Genomic DNA, 13,210 nt, shown 5'->3' with positions numbered 1-13,210 from the left:
CGGTGAACGACCTGGCACGGTTCCCGCTCGAAGGCGGCGGTTCGGTGGTCGTCGAGATCGATCCGGTCCCGGGCACCGCCCGGGTCTCCCGGCGTGACGACCTGATCGAGGACACCAAGGGGTCCTTCGAAGCGGCGCTCGCGAACGTGAAGGACGCGGCCGCGGCGGCGCTGGACACCTTCCGGTCGATGACCAGGGGACCGGACGAGGTCGAGCTCAAGTTCGGCGTCAAGCTGACCGCCCAGGCGGGCGCCGTCATCGCGAAAACGGGCCTGGAGGGGAACTTCGAGGTCAAGCTCAAGTGGGTCCGGGAGGCCGAGAGCTGAAGGACGCTTTCCCCGCATGAGACGCGGTGAAGGACGCTTTCGTCGCGTTAGATGCGGGGAAAGCGTCCTTCAGCTCCGCCCGAGGCCCCGGATCAGCACCATCACCGATTCCCGCACGTCGTCCCTGGTCCGTTTCGGCTGGAACACCTGCCAGTCGAGCGCGACCACCAGCATCGTGCCGAACAGCCCCGCCGCGGCCGTCTGGATCTGGACGCTGTCGGGCAGCCGCCCGGCGGCGTCCAGCCGGTGGAGTTGTTCGCGCACGATCGAAATGATCTCCTCGCGCAGCAACGTCAGCGTCTCGTGCCAGGTGCCGGGCGTGCGCCACATCTCGCTCACCAGGATCTGCGAGAAACCGGGGTATTCGGCGATGAACTCCAGCGCACCGTCCACTTGCGACTCGATCACGTCCATCGGGTCGCCGTCGCCGGTCGCCGCGCGCAGCCGGTCCGCGAGCACGCCGACGCCGTAGCGCAGCAGCGCGTCGACAAGACCGTCCTTGCTGCCGAAGTTGTAGTAGACGGTGCCCTTCGCGACCTTCGCCTCGGCCGCGATGTCGTCCACCGTCAGCCCCACGAGGCCACGGCTGGCGGACAGCCGCAACGTCGCTTCGAACAGCTTCTGCTTCGTCGCCTCGCCCCGGGGACTCACAACGCCAGCTCGGGTTTCAGCGCCGAAACCGTCCAGGTGCGCCGTTTCCGCGCCGCCAGTGTCGAGACCAGGATCCCGCCGACGAGATACGCGAGAAGGACACCGATGTCACCGAGGATCTCCATCGAGGCGCCACTGTAGAGCAGGTGCCGGAACCCGTCGATCGCGTAACCCATCGGCAGCACGATGTGCAATGGGTACAACGCGTCCGGGATGGTCTGCCACGGGAACGTGCCGCCCGCGCTCACCAGCTGGAGCACCAGCAGTACCAGGCCGAGGAACTTCCCGACGGCGCCGAAGAACGCGTTGAGCGCGTGCACCACCGACGTGAAGGTCAGCGACACCAGGATGGCGAATCCGATCGCGCCGAGCGGATGCGCGACGTCGATGCCGACCAGCCAGGTCACCGCGCCGAACAGCACGATCACCTGCGCGATCCCGAGCAGCGCCGAGGACAGCCAGCCGCCGAGGGCGACCTTGAACGGTGACGCGCCGGCGGTCAGCGCGCGGGTCGAGAGCGGGCGCAGCAACAGGAACAGCACGAACGCGCCGATCCAGGTCGCGAGCGAGATGAAGAACGGGGCGAGGCCCGCGCCGTAGGTCCCGGCCGAGGCGACGCCGGAGGAGTTGACCGCCACCGGGTCCGCGATGGTGTTGGCGGTCGCCGCACGGGTGGGGTCGTCCGGATTCGGGATCTCCTTGAGCCCGGCCGCGAGCCCGTCGCGCAGCTGCACCGAGCCGTCGGCGAGCTGGTTCGTGCCGGTGACCGCGGTCCGCTCGCCGTCGTTGAGCTTCGCGGCGCCGTCGCGGATCTGCGCGGAAGCGTCGGCCGCCTGCGCGATGCCGCTGGTGAGCTGTGGGGTGGCCGAGGCCAGCTGGTGCGCGCCGTCGGACACCTGCCTGGCACCGGACGCGAGCTGGGCGAGCTGGCTGTTCGCGCCCTGGATCTTCGTGTTCGCCTGGTCGACCGGCGACCGGAGGGTGTCGAGGCGGCTCAGGATCTCCTGGACCTTCGTCTCGGGGACGCCGGCGTCGCGCAGGTCCTGTGCCAGCTGGGTGCGGTAGCCGTCGAGTTTGGCCTGGATGTCGCCGGAGGCCGTCGCCGCGAGCGAGGCCGCGTCGGCGACCTTCTGGTTCCCGTCGGCGACCTGACCGGCGCCGTCGGCGAGCTTCTGCGTCTGCGCGGGGAGCTGGGCGGTGCTGGATTTCAGGGTGCCGAGCCCGGTCGCCAGCTGGGAGCTGCCGGAGGCGAGCTGGTTGGCGCCGTCGGCCAGCTGCTGCTGCCCGGTCTTGAGCTTGCCGGCGCCGTCGGCGAGCTGCGAAGCGCCCGTCGAGGCCTCCTGGATCTTGCCGTAGATCGTGGAGAAGCCGACCAGGAACTTGTCCGCCGCCTCGCTGCCGACCTTCTCCGCGATCGTCTTGCGGACCTGCTCGGCCACCTGTTTCGCGATGGTCCCCGACAGATAGTTGTTCGCGTCGTTGGTGGTCAGCGTGATCGTCGCCTGCTGGGGCTGGAAGTTGCCCGACGACAGCAGCGCCGTGGAGAAGTCGCGCGGGATGCCGATCGCGAACGAGTACTTGTCGTCGCGGACGCCCTTCGCCGCCTCGTCCTGGGACACCTCGTGCCACTGGAACGTGCCGGACTTGACCAGTTCGTCGGTGACCTCGCGGCCGACGTTGCGTTCCACGCCGGCCGAGTCCTTGGCGCCGGTGTCGGAGGTGAAGACGGCGGCGGGCAGCTTGTCCAGGCGCGAGTACGGGTCGTAGTTCGCGTAGAGGTAGAAGGACGCGTAGAGCAGCGGCACCAGCACGAGCGCGGCCATGGCGAGCTTCGGCAGGGTGCCACTGCTCAGCCGGCGCAGCTCGTTGGCGGCGATCCGGACGGGATTCATTCCTGGTCTCCTGAAGTCTCTTCGATCTCCGCGGTTTCGACCGGCGCGCAGCGCACGGGGTCGGGCTGCTCGAGGGCGCCGCAGAGCGCGGGCTTCTCCGGCAGGGCCGAAACCGGGGTGGTGGCGGTCAGCACGATGACGGCGAGGCCACGCTCGGCGTGCTCGCGGGCGAGCCGCGCCCAGCTGTCGACGTCGCTGGTGTGCCTGTCCGGGGTGTCGAGCACGAGGACGCCGACGCCCTCGCGGCCCGCGGCGAGCGCGGTGAGCAGCCGGGTGCGCGTCACCGGTTCGAGGTTTTCGAAGCGGGTGGTGGCGAAGGCGGCTGCGTCGTGCTCGGCCAGCCAGCTCGCGACGGCGGCCTTGTTCGCCGGGCGCTTCGCCAGCTCGAGTTCCTCGCCGACGACGACCTGCAGCGGCAACGCGCCGTCCGGCTCGCTCACGCCCGGGGAGTCGACGACCGCGACGACCTTGTGCGGGTCACCGCCCTCGACGGTCACCGTCCCGGTGGCGGGCTTCAGCCTGCCGGCCAGCGCCAGCCCGAAGGCGGTGACGCCGACCCCCGGCTCGCCGTGCACGATCGCCAGCTCACCACCCGAAACGGTGAGCGAAGTAGGCGACAGCAACGTGCCGTGGGGTCCGGTCACGGACACCCTGTCGGCTTGAACCCGCACGAAGAACTCCCAGGTCGGTGACTCGCGGAACTTTTAAACTGACTGGTCAGTTCAAAAGTTAGCCCTGACCTGGGAGGCGCACAACCTTGGGGGTCCACGTCACACGCAAGAGTGACGAAACCCCCGCAAACCGGACGGCTAACGCAGGGCCGACGCCGGATGGACCTCCCAGGACGTCCACAGTGGACGATAACCCTGCCGGTGCCAGAACACCGAGGAGAGCGGGTTGGTCGGGTTGTAATAGAGGTAGGTGCCGTCCGCGCCGTCGGCGGCGAACTCCTTGTGCACCACCGACATCAGTGTGCGCCCGAGCCCGCTTCCGCGCAGGCCGGGCACGGTGACGACGTTGTTGACGTAGCCCCAGCGGCCGTGGGGGAGCAGCTCGGCCTCGGCCGAACCCGGCGATGAGGTGATCCACGCGCCGTGTGCGAAGGCCGCGATGCGGGCGTCCCGTTCGGCCAGCCACAGCAGCGGGACGTCCTTGTCGAGCGCGGTTTCCAGCGCCGGGGCGAGCAGTTCGGCGGCGTTCGGGCGGTGCCGGGTGGCGACCTGGCCGATGTAGTCGTGGGTCGACACGGCCATCGCGAGCACGGTGTCGAAGTCGTCGTGCCGGGCGCGGCGGACGGTCACGCCCTCGACGGCAGGGCCGTCCCGATGGCTTCCGGTGCGCACGGCGAGTGCGGACATCGGCACCAGCCCGTGGTCGAGGAAGGCGCGGATCGCCTCGGCGTCCCGGCTCGGCCAGTTGACCACGCACGACGAGTCCTCGCCGGGGGATTCGGCTTCCATCCACGTCCGCCACGCGCGTAGCAGCACATCCATGCCTTCGGTGCCGGTGTCCCCGATGAACGGGAAGAGCTGGCGCACGTCGGCGGCCGACCACAGCAGGGGGACGTCGTCCGGGCCGTGCAGCTGGCGCTGCACCACCCCGGTGACCTGGACGCCCGCCGCGGTGGCCGCGTCCACGCGTTCGCCGGCGACCGGGGCGGGCGCGGCCTCGGGCAGGAACCTGTCGATCGACGCGAACCGGGCGCGGTGCGCGTCGAACAAGGTCTTCTCGATTTCCATCCCGTCCCCAGGGTCGACCGCGCCGGGCACCGCTACCGAAGGGCCGCGGCCGGGGCGGCCGCCCACGTCGTCCACAGAGGACGATAACCCTGCCGGTGCCAGAACACCGGGGACAGCGGATTCGCCGGATTGTACGAGACGAAGGTACCGCGCAGCGACGGCGAGAACAGCTCGTCGTGCACGACGGCGGTCAGCGCGCGCCCGATCCCGCGTCCCCGCGCGGCCGCGGTGACCGCGAGCGTTCCGACGTAACCCCATTCGCCCGGTGGCAGGCGCCCGGCGAGCGCGTCGCCGGGGATCGGGGAGCGCTTTCCGCCGGTCACCATCCCGACCGTGAGACCTTCCTCTTCGGCGATCCAGATCCGGCCGCCGAACTGCAGGCCGCGCCGGACCTCTTCCGCGAGCAGGGCCTTGGCGCCGGGCCGGACGACACCGTGGCCGACGAGCGAGGTGTAGCGAAGTTCCTCGAACCGAAGGCCGACGATCTCCTCCAGATCGCCCCGTGTCGACGCGCGGATGGTCACGCCGGGCACGGAATGCGCTTCCCCCGCCGCGGGTGCCCGGACGGCCAGCGCCAGTTGCGGCGCGAGCCCGTGGTCGAGCAGGGCCCGTGAGACCGCGACGTCACGGCTGGGCCAGGTGACCGTGCACGACGAATCGGGTTCGGCGTCGGCGAGCGCGATCCGCTCGCGCCAGGCGGAGAGCAGCGCGCTCATGCCCGCGACCGCGTCGAGGGGGAGGATCGCGGAGAGGATCTGCAGATGCGCGGGGCTCCAGAGTCGTTGCCAGGAACCCGCCGCGAACCGCACGTGCGTGATCGTCCCGATGGCGCCGCCCGCTTCGAGGGGTTCGCCCGGCGGGAGCGGGGGTGGCGGCGGAAGCCACGGGTCGAGCGCGGCGAACCGTGCCCGCTGCCGTTCCGCCGCCGGGGTCATCCCCGCTGGGTGCAGAAGATCGCGGTACCGGGGAAGAGCTTGCCGCGCAACGGGCTCCACTGTCCCCAGGTGCGGGTGTGACCCTCCGGCCAGGCGGGCTCGATGAGATCCGTGAGCGCGAAACCGGCGTCGGCGAGTGCGCGGACGTAGTCGCCGAGGGTGCGGTGGTACTCGACGTACGTGGCGACGCCCTCTTCGTCGACCTCGACGTACGGCGTGCGGTCGAAATACGGCTGGGTGACCGTGAGCCCCTGCGGTCCGGGGTCGTCGGGGAAGATCCACCGCATCGGATGGGTCACCGAGAACACCCAGCGCGCACCCGGCCGGAGCACCCGGCGCACTTCGGCGAACACGACGTCCACCGACGCCACGAACGGCACCGCGCCGAAAGCCGAGCAGGCCGCGTCGAAGCTCGCGTCGGCGAACGGGAGCGACTCGGCCGTCGCCTGCACGAGCGGGACGGGAGTGCCGGTCCGGTCGTTGCCCTCCCGCGCGTGCCGCAGCATGCCCGCCGACAGATCGGTCGCCACCGCCTCGGCGCCCTGCGCGGCGAGCCAGCGCGAGCAGGCCGCCTGCCCGCAGCCGACCTCGAGGATCCGCTTGCCGGCGACTTCACCCAGAAGCGCGACGTCGGCCTCGCGGACGCCCTCCGGGCACCAGACGAAGTCCGCGTCGCCGAGGAACCCGCCGTGGGTCGCCTGATAGTCGTCGGCGTCGGCGTCCCACCACGCCAGGTTCGCGGCGGTCGCTTCCGGCGCCGAGACCGCCCGGTAGGCGACCCCCGTGGTGCCGAGCCGCTCCTCGGCCTGTGCGTGCCGATCGGGCTCGGCGACGGACTGCTGGCTCAAACCGATATCCTTTCCCCAGGTCAGGGCTTCGCGGCACAGCTTATCCGCCCGCCGTGATCGTGGGGGCGACCCTGATTGTGCCGTGTACAGGGGGCCGCGTAGGATATCTGTTAGCGCAGTGGGTTCGCGCTACTCTTTCCCCCGGTTCGCTCAGCGTCCGGGTCAGGGGGTCGCGTACCGGATGCGGTGATGCTCGCGGTCGTTCCCTGTGGACGTTTGCTTATGCGGTCGCCTCATGTCGGAAGCCCATGGTGCCCTAACTGCAAACCCACTACTTCCCATCCACCGGAGCAACCCGCCTAATGACGACCGACACCGCCACCGCCCCGACCGCCCCCGCCGGGCCCCAGCAAGTCGCTATCAACGACATCGGGTCGGAGGAAGACTTCCTCGCTGCGATCGACAAGACGATCAAGTACTTCAACGATGGCGACATCGTCGAAGGAACCATCGTCAAGGTCGACCGTGACGAGGTCCTGCTCGACATCGGCTACAAGACCGAGGGTGTCATCCCCTCGCGCGAGCTCTCCATCAAGCACGATGTCGACCCGGCTGAGGTTGTCACCGTCGGCGATGAGGTCGAAGCCCTGGTTCTCCAGAAGGAGGACAAGGAAGGCCGTCTGATCCTGTCCAAGAAGCGCGCGCAGTACGAGCGCGCCTGGGGCACGATCGAGGAGCTCAAGGAGAAGGACGAGCCCGTCAAGGGCACCGTCATCGAGGTCGTCAAGGGCGGCCTCATCCTGGACATCGGCCTCCGCGGCTTCCTGCCCGCGTCGCTGGTCGAGATGCGCCGCGTGCGCGACCTGCAGCCGTACGTCGGCCGCGAGCTCGAGGCGAAGATCATCGAGCTGGACAAGAACCGCAACAACGTGGTCCTGTCCCGCCGCGCCTACCTGGAGCAGACCCAGTCCGAGGTGCGCAGCGAGTTCCTCAACGCGCTCGCCAAGGGCCAGGTCCGCAAGGGTGTCGTGTCGTCCATCGTCAACTTCGGTGCCTTCGTGGACCTGGGTGGCGTCGACGGCCTGGTGCACGTCTCCGAGCTGTCCTGGAAGCACATCGACCACCCGTCCGAGGTCGTCGAGGTCGGCCAGGAGGTCACGGTCGAGGTTCTGGACGTCGACATGGACCGCGAGCGCGTCTCGCTGTCGCTGAAGGCGACCCAGGAAGACCCGTGGCGTCAGTTCGCCCGCACCCACGCGATCGGCCAGATCGTGCCGGGCAAGGTCACCAAGCTCGTCCCGTTCGGTGCGTTCGTGCGCGTCGAGGAGGGCATCGAGGGCCTGGTGCACATCTCCGAGCTGGCCGAGCGCCACGTGGAGATCCCGGAGCAGGTCGTCCAGGTCAACGGCGACGTGATGGTCAAGGTCATCGACATCGACCTCGAGCGTCGTCGCATCTCGCTGTCGCTGAAGCAGGCGAACGAGGGCGTCACGCCGGAGACCGAGTTCGACCCCACTCAGTACGGCATGGCCGCCGAGTACGACGCCGAGGGCAACTACATCTACCCCGAAGGCTTCGACCCGGACACCCAGGAGTGGCAGGAAGGCTTCGACAAGCAGCGTGAGGAGTGGGAGCGTCAGTACGCCGAGGCTCACACCCGCTACGAGGCTCACATGAAGCAGGTCCAGAAGGCCGCCGAGGCCGACGCGGAAGCCGCGGCCGACGCCGCGACCGGTGTCACCTCCGGCGACTCGGGCGAGCAGAGCTACACCTCCGCTCCGGCCGAGGCCAAGAGCGGTGGCACGCTCGCCAGCGACGAGCAGCTCGCGGCTCTCCGCGAGAAGCTGTCGGGCGGCGCGTGATCCAGGCGCTCAGCCAATAGCTGACAGACAGCGGCCCCGGTCCACACGGACCGGGGCCGCTGTCTTTTGCCCGCGTTCAGTCCTCTGGATGCGGTCCTTGCACGCGCAACTACCGCATCCAGAGGACTGAACGCGGTAGGGGGAGAGAAGGGCGTCAGGAAGTGGCGGGCCGGACGGCCGGCACCCAGATGCGTTCGAGCGCCGCGGCGCGAGCCTTGCGGCGGAGCCCGGCGAAGCTGTGCTTGGCCGGAACCAGGAGCGCGCTCAGCCACGTGCGCCGATATTCGGCGAGGGCCTCGGCCACGGGACGATGGAGGACACAGTGCACCAGGCCCGGCGTACCGAGCCGGTGCCTTCCGACGTGCTTGCCGTCTGCCATCTTTCCTCCGTGTGGGCTACCTTCGCCGCGCACGGTACGCAATCAGGCCCCGGAAGCGGCGTAACCGCCCGGCGTGTCACCCATAAAGGTCGTGTAACGCGTCACTATGAACTTGCCTTTTGCATCCTTCTGTGCCGGATGCGTACCTCTCGTGACCCTGCGCGGTCGGCCCAGGTCGCGCCACTAGGCTGATCGACATGCTGCGTGTGGGCCTGACCGGCGGGATCGGCGCCGGAAAATCGACGGTGGCGAACCGGCTTTCCGAGCACGGCGCCGTCCTCATCGACTCCGACAAGATCGCCAGGGAGGTCGTCGAACCGGGGACGCCAGGGCTCGCCGAGCTCGTCGAGGCCTTCGGGGAAGACATCCTGGCCTCCGACGGTGCGCTCGACCGGGCCGCGCTCGCCGCGAAGGCGTTCGCCGACGAGGACTCGCGCAAGCGGCTGAACTCGATCGTCCATCCGAGGGTCGGCGCCAGGACGGCCGAGCTGATGGCGGCCGCCGCGCCGGACGCGATCATCGTCCACGACATCCCGCTGCTGGTCGAGGGCGGGCTCGCGCCGATGTACCACCTCGTCGTCATGGTCGACGCGCCGGAGGAGGTCCGGGTCCGCCGCCTGGTCGAGGCACGGGGAATGGCCGAAACGGACGCGCGAGCCAGGATCAAGGCGCAGGCCACGACCGATCAGCGCCGGGCCGTGGCCGACGTGTGGTTCGACAACAGCGGAGCGCCCGACATCGTGCTCGCCGAGGTCGACGCGCTGTGGGCGGACCGGCTGACCCCGTTCGAGGCGAACGTGCGGCTCCGCAAACCGCGTGCGCCGATGTCGCCGAAGATCGCGCCGTACGACGAGACGTGGCCGGTGCAGGCCGAGCGGGCGCTCGCGCGGATCCGGGTGGCGGTGGGCGACAACGCCGTGCGGATCGATCACATCGGTTCGACGTCCGTGCCGGGCCTGCCCGCCAAGGACATCCTCGACCTCCAGCTGACGGTGTCCACTTTGGACAAGGCCGACGAGCTGGCGGACGCGCTCTCCGACGCGGGGTTCCCGCGGGCGGACGGGGAGTGGTTCGACGACGCGCACGGCGAAGAGGGCACCTGGCCCAAGCGGTTCCACTTCGGCGGCGACCCCCGGCGTCCGGTCAACCTGCACGTCCGCTCGCAGGAGACCCCGGCCTGGCGGCTCGCGCTGCTGTTCCCGGAATGGCTGCGACAGAATCCGGGCGAACGCGACGCCTATGCGGCGGTCAAGAACGCCATGGCCGCGAAGCACGCCGGCGACGGGACCGTCGAGCGATACACCGACGAGAAGCAGGTCTGGGTCGACGCCGCCTTCACCCGCGCCGACGCCTGGGCGGAGTCGACCGGCTGGACGCCGTAAGCCTCAAGTCACACTCGGAATTCCCTCAACCCCGGCCACGCCGTCGCCCAGGCTTCGGTGTGGCCGGTGACGAGCCAGATCGGCATCCCGCGGCTCACATTGCGGACACCGGCCGCGTTGTCCACGTGCGCGACGATCCGGGCGTCGGTGAAGGACCGGAGCAGCCGCGCGGGATCCGGACCGACGAACAGGACGCTGTCCGCGGTCTCGGGTGGATGCCCGAAGTACCAGAACCCGCGGCTCGGGCTGTACACGGCGGGCAGCCCGTAGTCGGCGCCGTACCGGTCCAGCGCTCCGGCCTGCCAGTAGCCGGCCGTGACGAGGGTGGTGCGCGCCCGCTGTTCCGGCGGGAGGCGGTGATAGGCGTCGGCGACCGAACGGGCGAGGTCCGGCCAGCCGATCTCCTCCAGCGCGTACGCCGGACGCGGTACGTCGCGGCCTTCCGCGAGCCAGGCGGCGGGCCACACGGGCAGCGCGTACGGGAGGGTGTACAGCGCGGAAAGCAGGAACACCGGCCAGGTCGGGATCCAGCGGAACCACAGTGACGGCTTCAGCTGTCCGAAGTGGACGGCCGCACCCGCCCACAGGACCCCGAACATGCCCGCCGCGTAGTAGTACCGGCCGTTGGACAGGATGAACAGCGCGATCACGCCGACGGTCGTCCAGCCGAGGAACCGGTAGGTGCGCAGCCTGGGCGAGAACGACAGCACCCAGAGTCCATAAAGGACACCGACGACACCGATGCCGAGCCCGGCGCCGGTCAGCAGGGCGGGCAGGAACCCGGCGCGCCCGCTCCAGCCGCCGGTGGTCTCGTGGGCGATGACGTCGCCCATCTCCAGCTGCGGCCAGCCGTTCGCGGCCTGCCACCAGAGCGTCGGCACCATCGACACCGCGGCGATCGCCGCACCGGCCCAGAGTTTGGGCCTGCGCAAGAGATCCCGGGGCCCGAAGAGCAGGATCGCGATCCCGGCGGCGACCCAGAACGTCGCGATGAGGAGCTTGACGTTCAGCGCGACCGCGGTCGCCACGCCCAGCCACAGCAGCAGGTTGTCGTCACGCGTCCGTATCCACCGGACGAGCAGCCACGCGATGAGCGCCCACAGCGCCGGATCGATCGTCGAAGTGGCCAGGTAGTGCCCGCTGCCGAGGAACTGCCCGCAGATCGCGTACGCGGCGGCGGCGCGGGTCTGCGCCCGGCGGTCCCCGCCCATCTCGTAGGCGATGAGCCCGGTGAACACGACACCGGCGGCCGTCGCGATGACGGCGGGCAGCCGGAACACGAAGACGTTGCCCGGCGCGAGCGTGTCCATCGCCAGCGCCAGGAACGGGAGCACCGGCGGCTGATCCGCATATCCCCAGGCCAGCCGCTTGCCCGCGGAAAGGAAGTACAGTTCGTCGCCGAAGTAGCCGTAGCGCCACGCCGTCGCCAGCAGGACCGCCGCGGCCGCGGCGGCGAGCAGCCCCACCGGGAGCCGGGCGAACGCCGCACTGGACACGGTCGGTGTTTCGGCCGCGTGGGCGGCTTCCATCCATTCCTCGCAGATCCCTCGGGTGCCGGTCCTCTCGCACCTTACGTGCCACCGGCCTGGCGCGTCGGTCGTGAGAGGACCGGTGAGGCATCAGAAGCCCCAGTCCGTGAGCTTCGGCCATACCGTGTCCCAAGTCCCGTTCCGGCCGGTGGCCAGCCAGATCTTCATGCCCTGGCTCGTGTTCGTGACCCCGGCCCGGTTGTCGAGCGCGCCGATCTCCTGGATCCGCGTGAAGTGCGGCACAAGCCCCGAAGGGTCGTTCCCGACGAACAGGACGTCCCGTGCCGATTCCGGCGGCCTCGGCAGCGTCGCGTAGCCGCGATTGGGACTCGACGGCGACGGGAGCCCGAGCTCCGGTCCATAGTGGTCGATCGCGCTCGCCTGCCAGTACTTCGCCGCGATGACGCCGGTCCGGGACGGATCGGGCACGGTCCGGTACGCCCGGGCGACCGACTCCGTGATCTCCCGCCAGCCGACCTCCTCGACGGCGAAGACCGGCCGGGCCCACTCCGGCGCACTCGCCAGCTCCGCCCTCGGGAGGATCGGAAGCGATTGCGGGATCGCGATCACCACGGCCACGACGTACACCGGCCACGTGGCGATCCACCGCCAGTACTTCGACGCCTGGCCCGCTTCGATCTCCACCGCCGCGGCGGCGAACAGCGGGGCGAACATCCCTGCCGCGTAGTAGTAGCGCCCGTTCGCGAGCAGGAACAGAGCGAGGACGCCGAGCGCGGTCCAGCCGAGGAAGCGGTACGGCCGCAGTCGTTCGGACCGCAGCAGCCGCCACAGGCCATAGCCGACCAGGATCATCCCCACCGGTACTCCGGCGCTGATCACCAGCGTCGGGACGAACGTGGCCCGTCCGCCCCAGCCCGCCGAGACCTCTTGGGAGATCGCCGCGCCCATGGTCAGCTGCGGCCATCCGTTCGCCGCCTGCCACACGAGCGTGGGCGCGATCATCGCGGTGGCGATCAGCGCGCCGAGCCACAGCGCCGGACGGCGGACGAGGTCGCGGGGCCCGGTCACCACCGCGGCGATCAGCGCGACCAGCCAGAAGCCACCGATGAGGAACTTCGTGTTCAGCGCGAACCCGGTGACCACACCGCTCCAGAGCAGCAGCCCGTCCTCGCGGGTCCGCACCCAGCGCACGAGCAGCCAGATCAGCAGTGTCCACAGGAACGGGTCGATCGTGCTGGTCGCCAGGTAGTGCCCGCTGCCCAGCATCTGGAGGGACACCGCGAAGGTCGCCGCCGCGATCGTCTGCGCTTTGCGGCCGCCGCCCAGTTCCCTGGCGATGAGCGCCGTCAGCACGACGCCGGCGACCATCGCCAGCATCGCGGGGATCCGCAGCACGAACGGCGAATCGGCGCCGAACGCGTCCATCAGCCGGGCCAGCAGCGGCAACAGCGGCGGCTGGTCGGCATACCCCCAGTCCAGATGCCGACCGGCCGCCAGGAAGTACAACTCGTCGCCGAAGTAGCCGTAGCGACCTGCCGTCGCCGCGAGAACCGCCCCCATCGCGCCGGCGATCGCCAGCACCGGTGCCCTCGCGAACGGCACGGTCTCCGTGCGTTCTCGGAGCCTCTCGGTCTCGATGACCACGGGTATCCGCCCCCTCTCGATCGGTTACGCCGTGATCGAGAGTCCCGCAAGGACGCCCCTCCCGGTATCCATCGGCCGGTCGGGATCCGCGCGCCCAAGGGATGAGCGAAGATCAACCGAAC

At 70.1% G+C, this 13,210-nt stretch carries 12 protein-coding genes; 3 read left to right on the top strand and 9 right to left on the bottom strand.

Features of this window, described 5'->3' with window-relative positions; all coding sequences use genetic code 11:
* Window positions 1-2: 2 nt before the first annotated feature.
* The gene (locus MJQ72_RS24250) at window positions 3-326 is read left to right on the top strand and encodes a CU044_2847 family protein (RefSeq protein WP_240593225.1); all 324 of its coding nucleotides are present in this window, start codon (window positions 3-5) and stop codon (window positions 324-326) included.
* A 69-nt stretch (window positions 327-395) separates the two neighbouring features.
* Here MJQ72_RS24250 and MJQ72_RS24245 read toward each other — a convergent pair whose 3' ends face one another.
* From MJQ72_RS24245 to MJQ72_RS24220, 6 genes are all read right to left on the bottom strand, one after another.
* Window positions 396-977 (bottom strand): TetR/AcrR family transcriptional regulator, encoded by a 582-nt coding sequence (locus tag MJQ72_RS24245; RefSeq protein WP_240593224.1) that lies wholly within the window; start codon window positions 975-977, stop codon window positions 396-398.
* Window positions 974-2,869 carry a YhgE/Pip domain-containing protein gene (locus MJQ72_RS24240; RefSeq protein ID WP_240593223.1) on the bottom strand — a complete coding sequence of 632 codons (1,896 nt, stop codon included), beginning with the start codon at window positions 2,867-2,869 and terminating at the stop codon, window positions 974-976. Before MJQ72_RS24240 ends, MJQ72_RS24245 begins: the two co-directional genes overlap by 4 nt.
* Complete coding sequence (locus tag MJQ72_RS24235) at window positions 2,866-3,540, bottom strand: ABC transporter ATP-binding protein (RefSeq protein ID WP_240593222.1); 675 nt, start codon at window positions 3,538-3,540, stop codon at window positions 2,866-2,868. The genes MJQ72_RS24240 and MJQ72_RS24235 overlap by 4 nt, the downstream gene beginning before the upstream one ends.
* A gap of 138 nt (window positions 3,541-3,678) precedes the next feature.
* Window positions 3,679-4,608: a GNAT family N-acetyltransferase gene (locus tag MJQ72_RS24230; RefSeq protein ID WP_240601410.1), complete on the bottom strand. Its 930-nt coding sequence runs from the start codon at window positions 4,606-4,608 to the stop codon at window positions 3,679-3,681.
* A 32-nt stretch (window positions 4,609-4,640) separates the two neighbouring features.
* Window positions 4,641-5,543, bottom strand: a complete 903-nt coding sequence (locus MJQ72_RS24225; protein ID WP_240593221.1) for a GNAT family N-acetyltransferase — start codon at window positions 5,541-5,543, stop codon at window positions 4,641-4,643.
* Window positions 5,540-6,391 (bottom strand): class I SAM-dependent methyltransferase, encoded by an 852-nt coding sequence (locus tag MJQ72_RS24220; protein WP_240593220.1) that lies wholly within the window; start codon window positions 6,389-6,391, stop codon window positions 5,540-5,542. The genes MJQ72_RS24225 and MJQ72_RS24220 overlap by 4 nt, the downstream gene beginning before the upstream one ends.
* 302 nt (window positions 6,392-6,693) lie before the next feature.
* Here MJQ72_RS24220 and rpsA point away from each other — a divergent pair, with 302 nt between their 5' ends.
* On the top strand, window positions 6,694-8,193 hold the full coding sequence (gene rpsA, locus MJQ72_RS24215) for a 30S ribosomal protein S1 (protein WP_007028125.1): 1,500 nt from the start codon (window positions 6,694-6,696) through the stop codon (window positions 8,191-8,193).
* 154 nt (window positions 8,194-8,347) lie between these two features.
* Here rpsA and MJQ72_RS24210 read toward each other — a convergent pair whose 3' ends face one another.
* The gene (locus MJQ72_RS24210; protein WP_037345494.1) at window positions 8,348-8,572 is read right to left on the bottom strand and encodes a hypothetical protein; all 225 of its coding nucleotides are present in this window, start codon (window positions 8,570-8,572) and stop codon (window positions 8,348-8,350) included.
* Between the two features lie 197 nt (window positions 8,573-8,769).
* Between MJQ72_RS24210 and coaE the strand changes: the two genes are divergently transcribed.
* A complete protein-coding gene (gene coaE / locus MJQ72_RS24205) occupies window positions 8,770-9,954 on the top strand; it encodes a dephospho-CoA kinase (RefSeq protein WP_240593219.1) in 1,185 nt (394 codons plus the stop codon).
* 8 nt (window positions 9,955-9,962) lie between these two features.
* On the opposite strand, the gene MJQ72_RS24200 is transcribed toward coaE, so the two are convergent.
* Both MJQ72_RS24200 and MJQ72_RS24195 read right to left on the bottom strand, forming a co-directional pair.
* A complete protein-coding gene (locus MJQ72_RS24200) occupies window positions 9,963-11,483 on the bottom strand; it encodes a glycosyltransferase family 39 protein (protein WP_240593218.1) in 1,521 nt (506 codons plus the stop codon).
* A gap of 90 nt (window positions 11,484-11,573) precedes the next feature.
* Window positions 11,574-13,088, bottom strand: a complete 1,515-nt coding sequence (locus MJQ72_RS24195) for a glycosyltransferase family 39 protein (RefSeq protein ID WP_240593217.1) — start codon at window positions 13,086-13,088, stop codon at window positions 11,574-11,576.
* Between the last annotated feature and the right edge of the window lie 122 nt (window positions 13,089-13,210).

Source organism: Amycolatopsis sp. EV170708-02-1 (genome assembly GCF_022479115.1).
GTDB lineage: Bacteria > Actinomycetota > Actinomycetes > Mycobacteriales > Pseudonocardiaceae > Amycolatopsis.
Note: the sequence above shows the minus strand (reverse complement) of the source record. Positions and strands in the feature narration are given on the sequence as shown.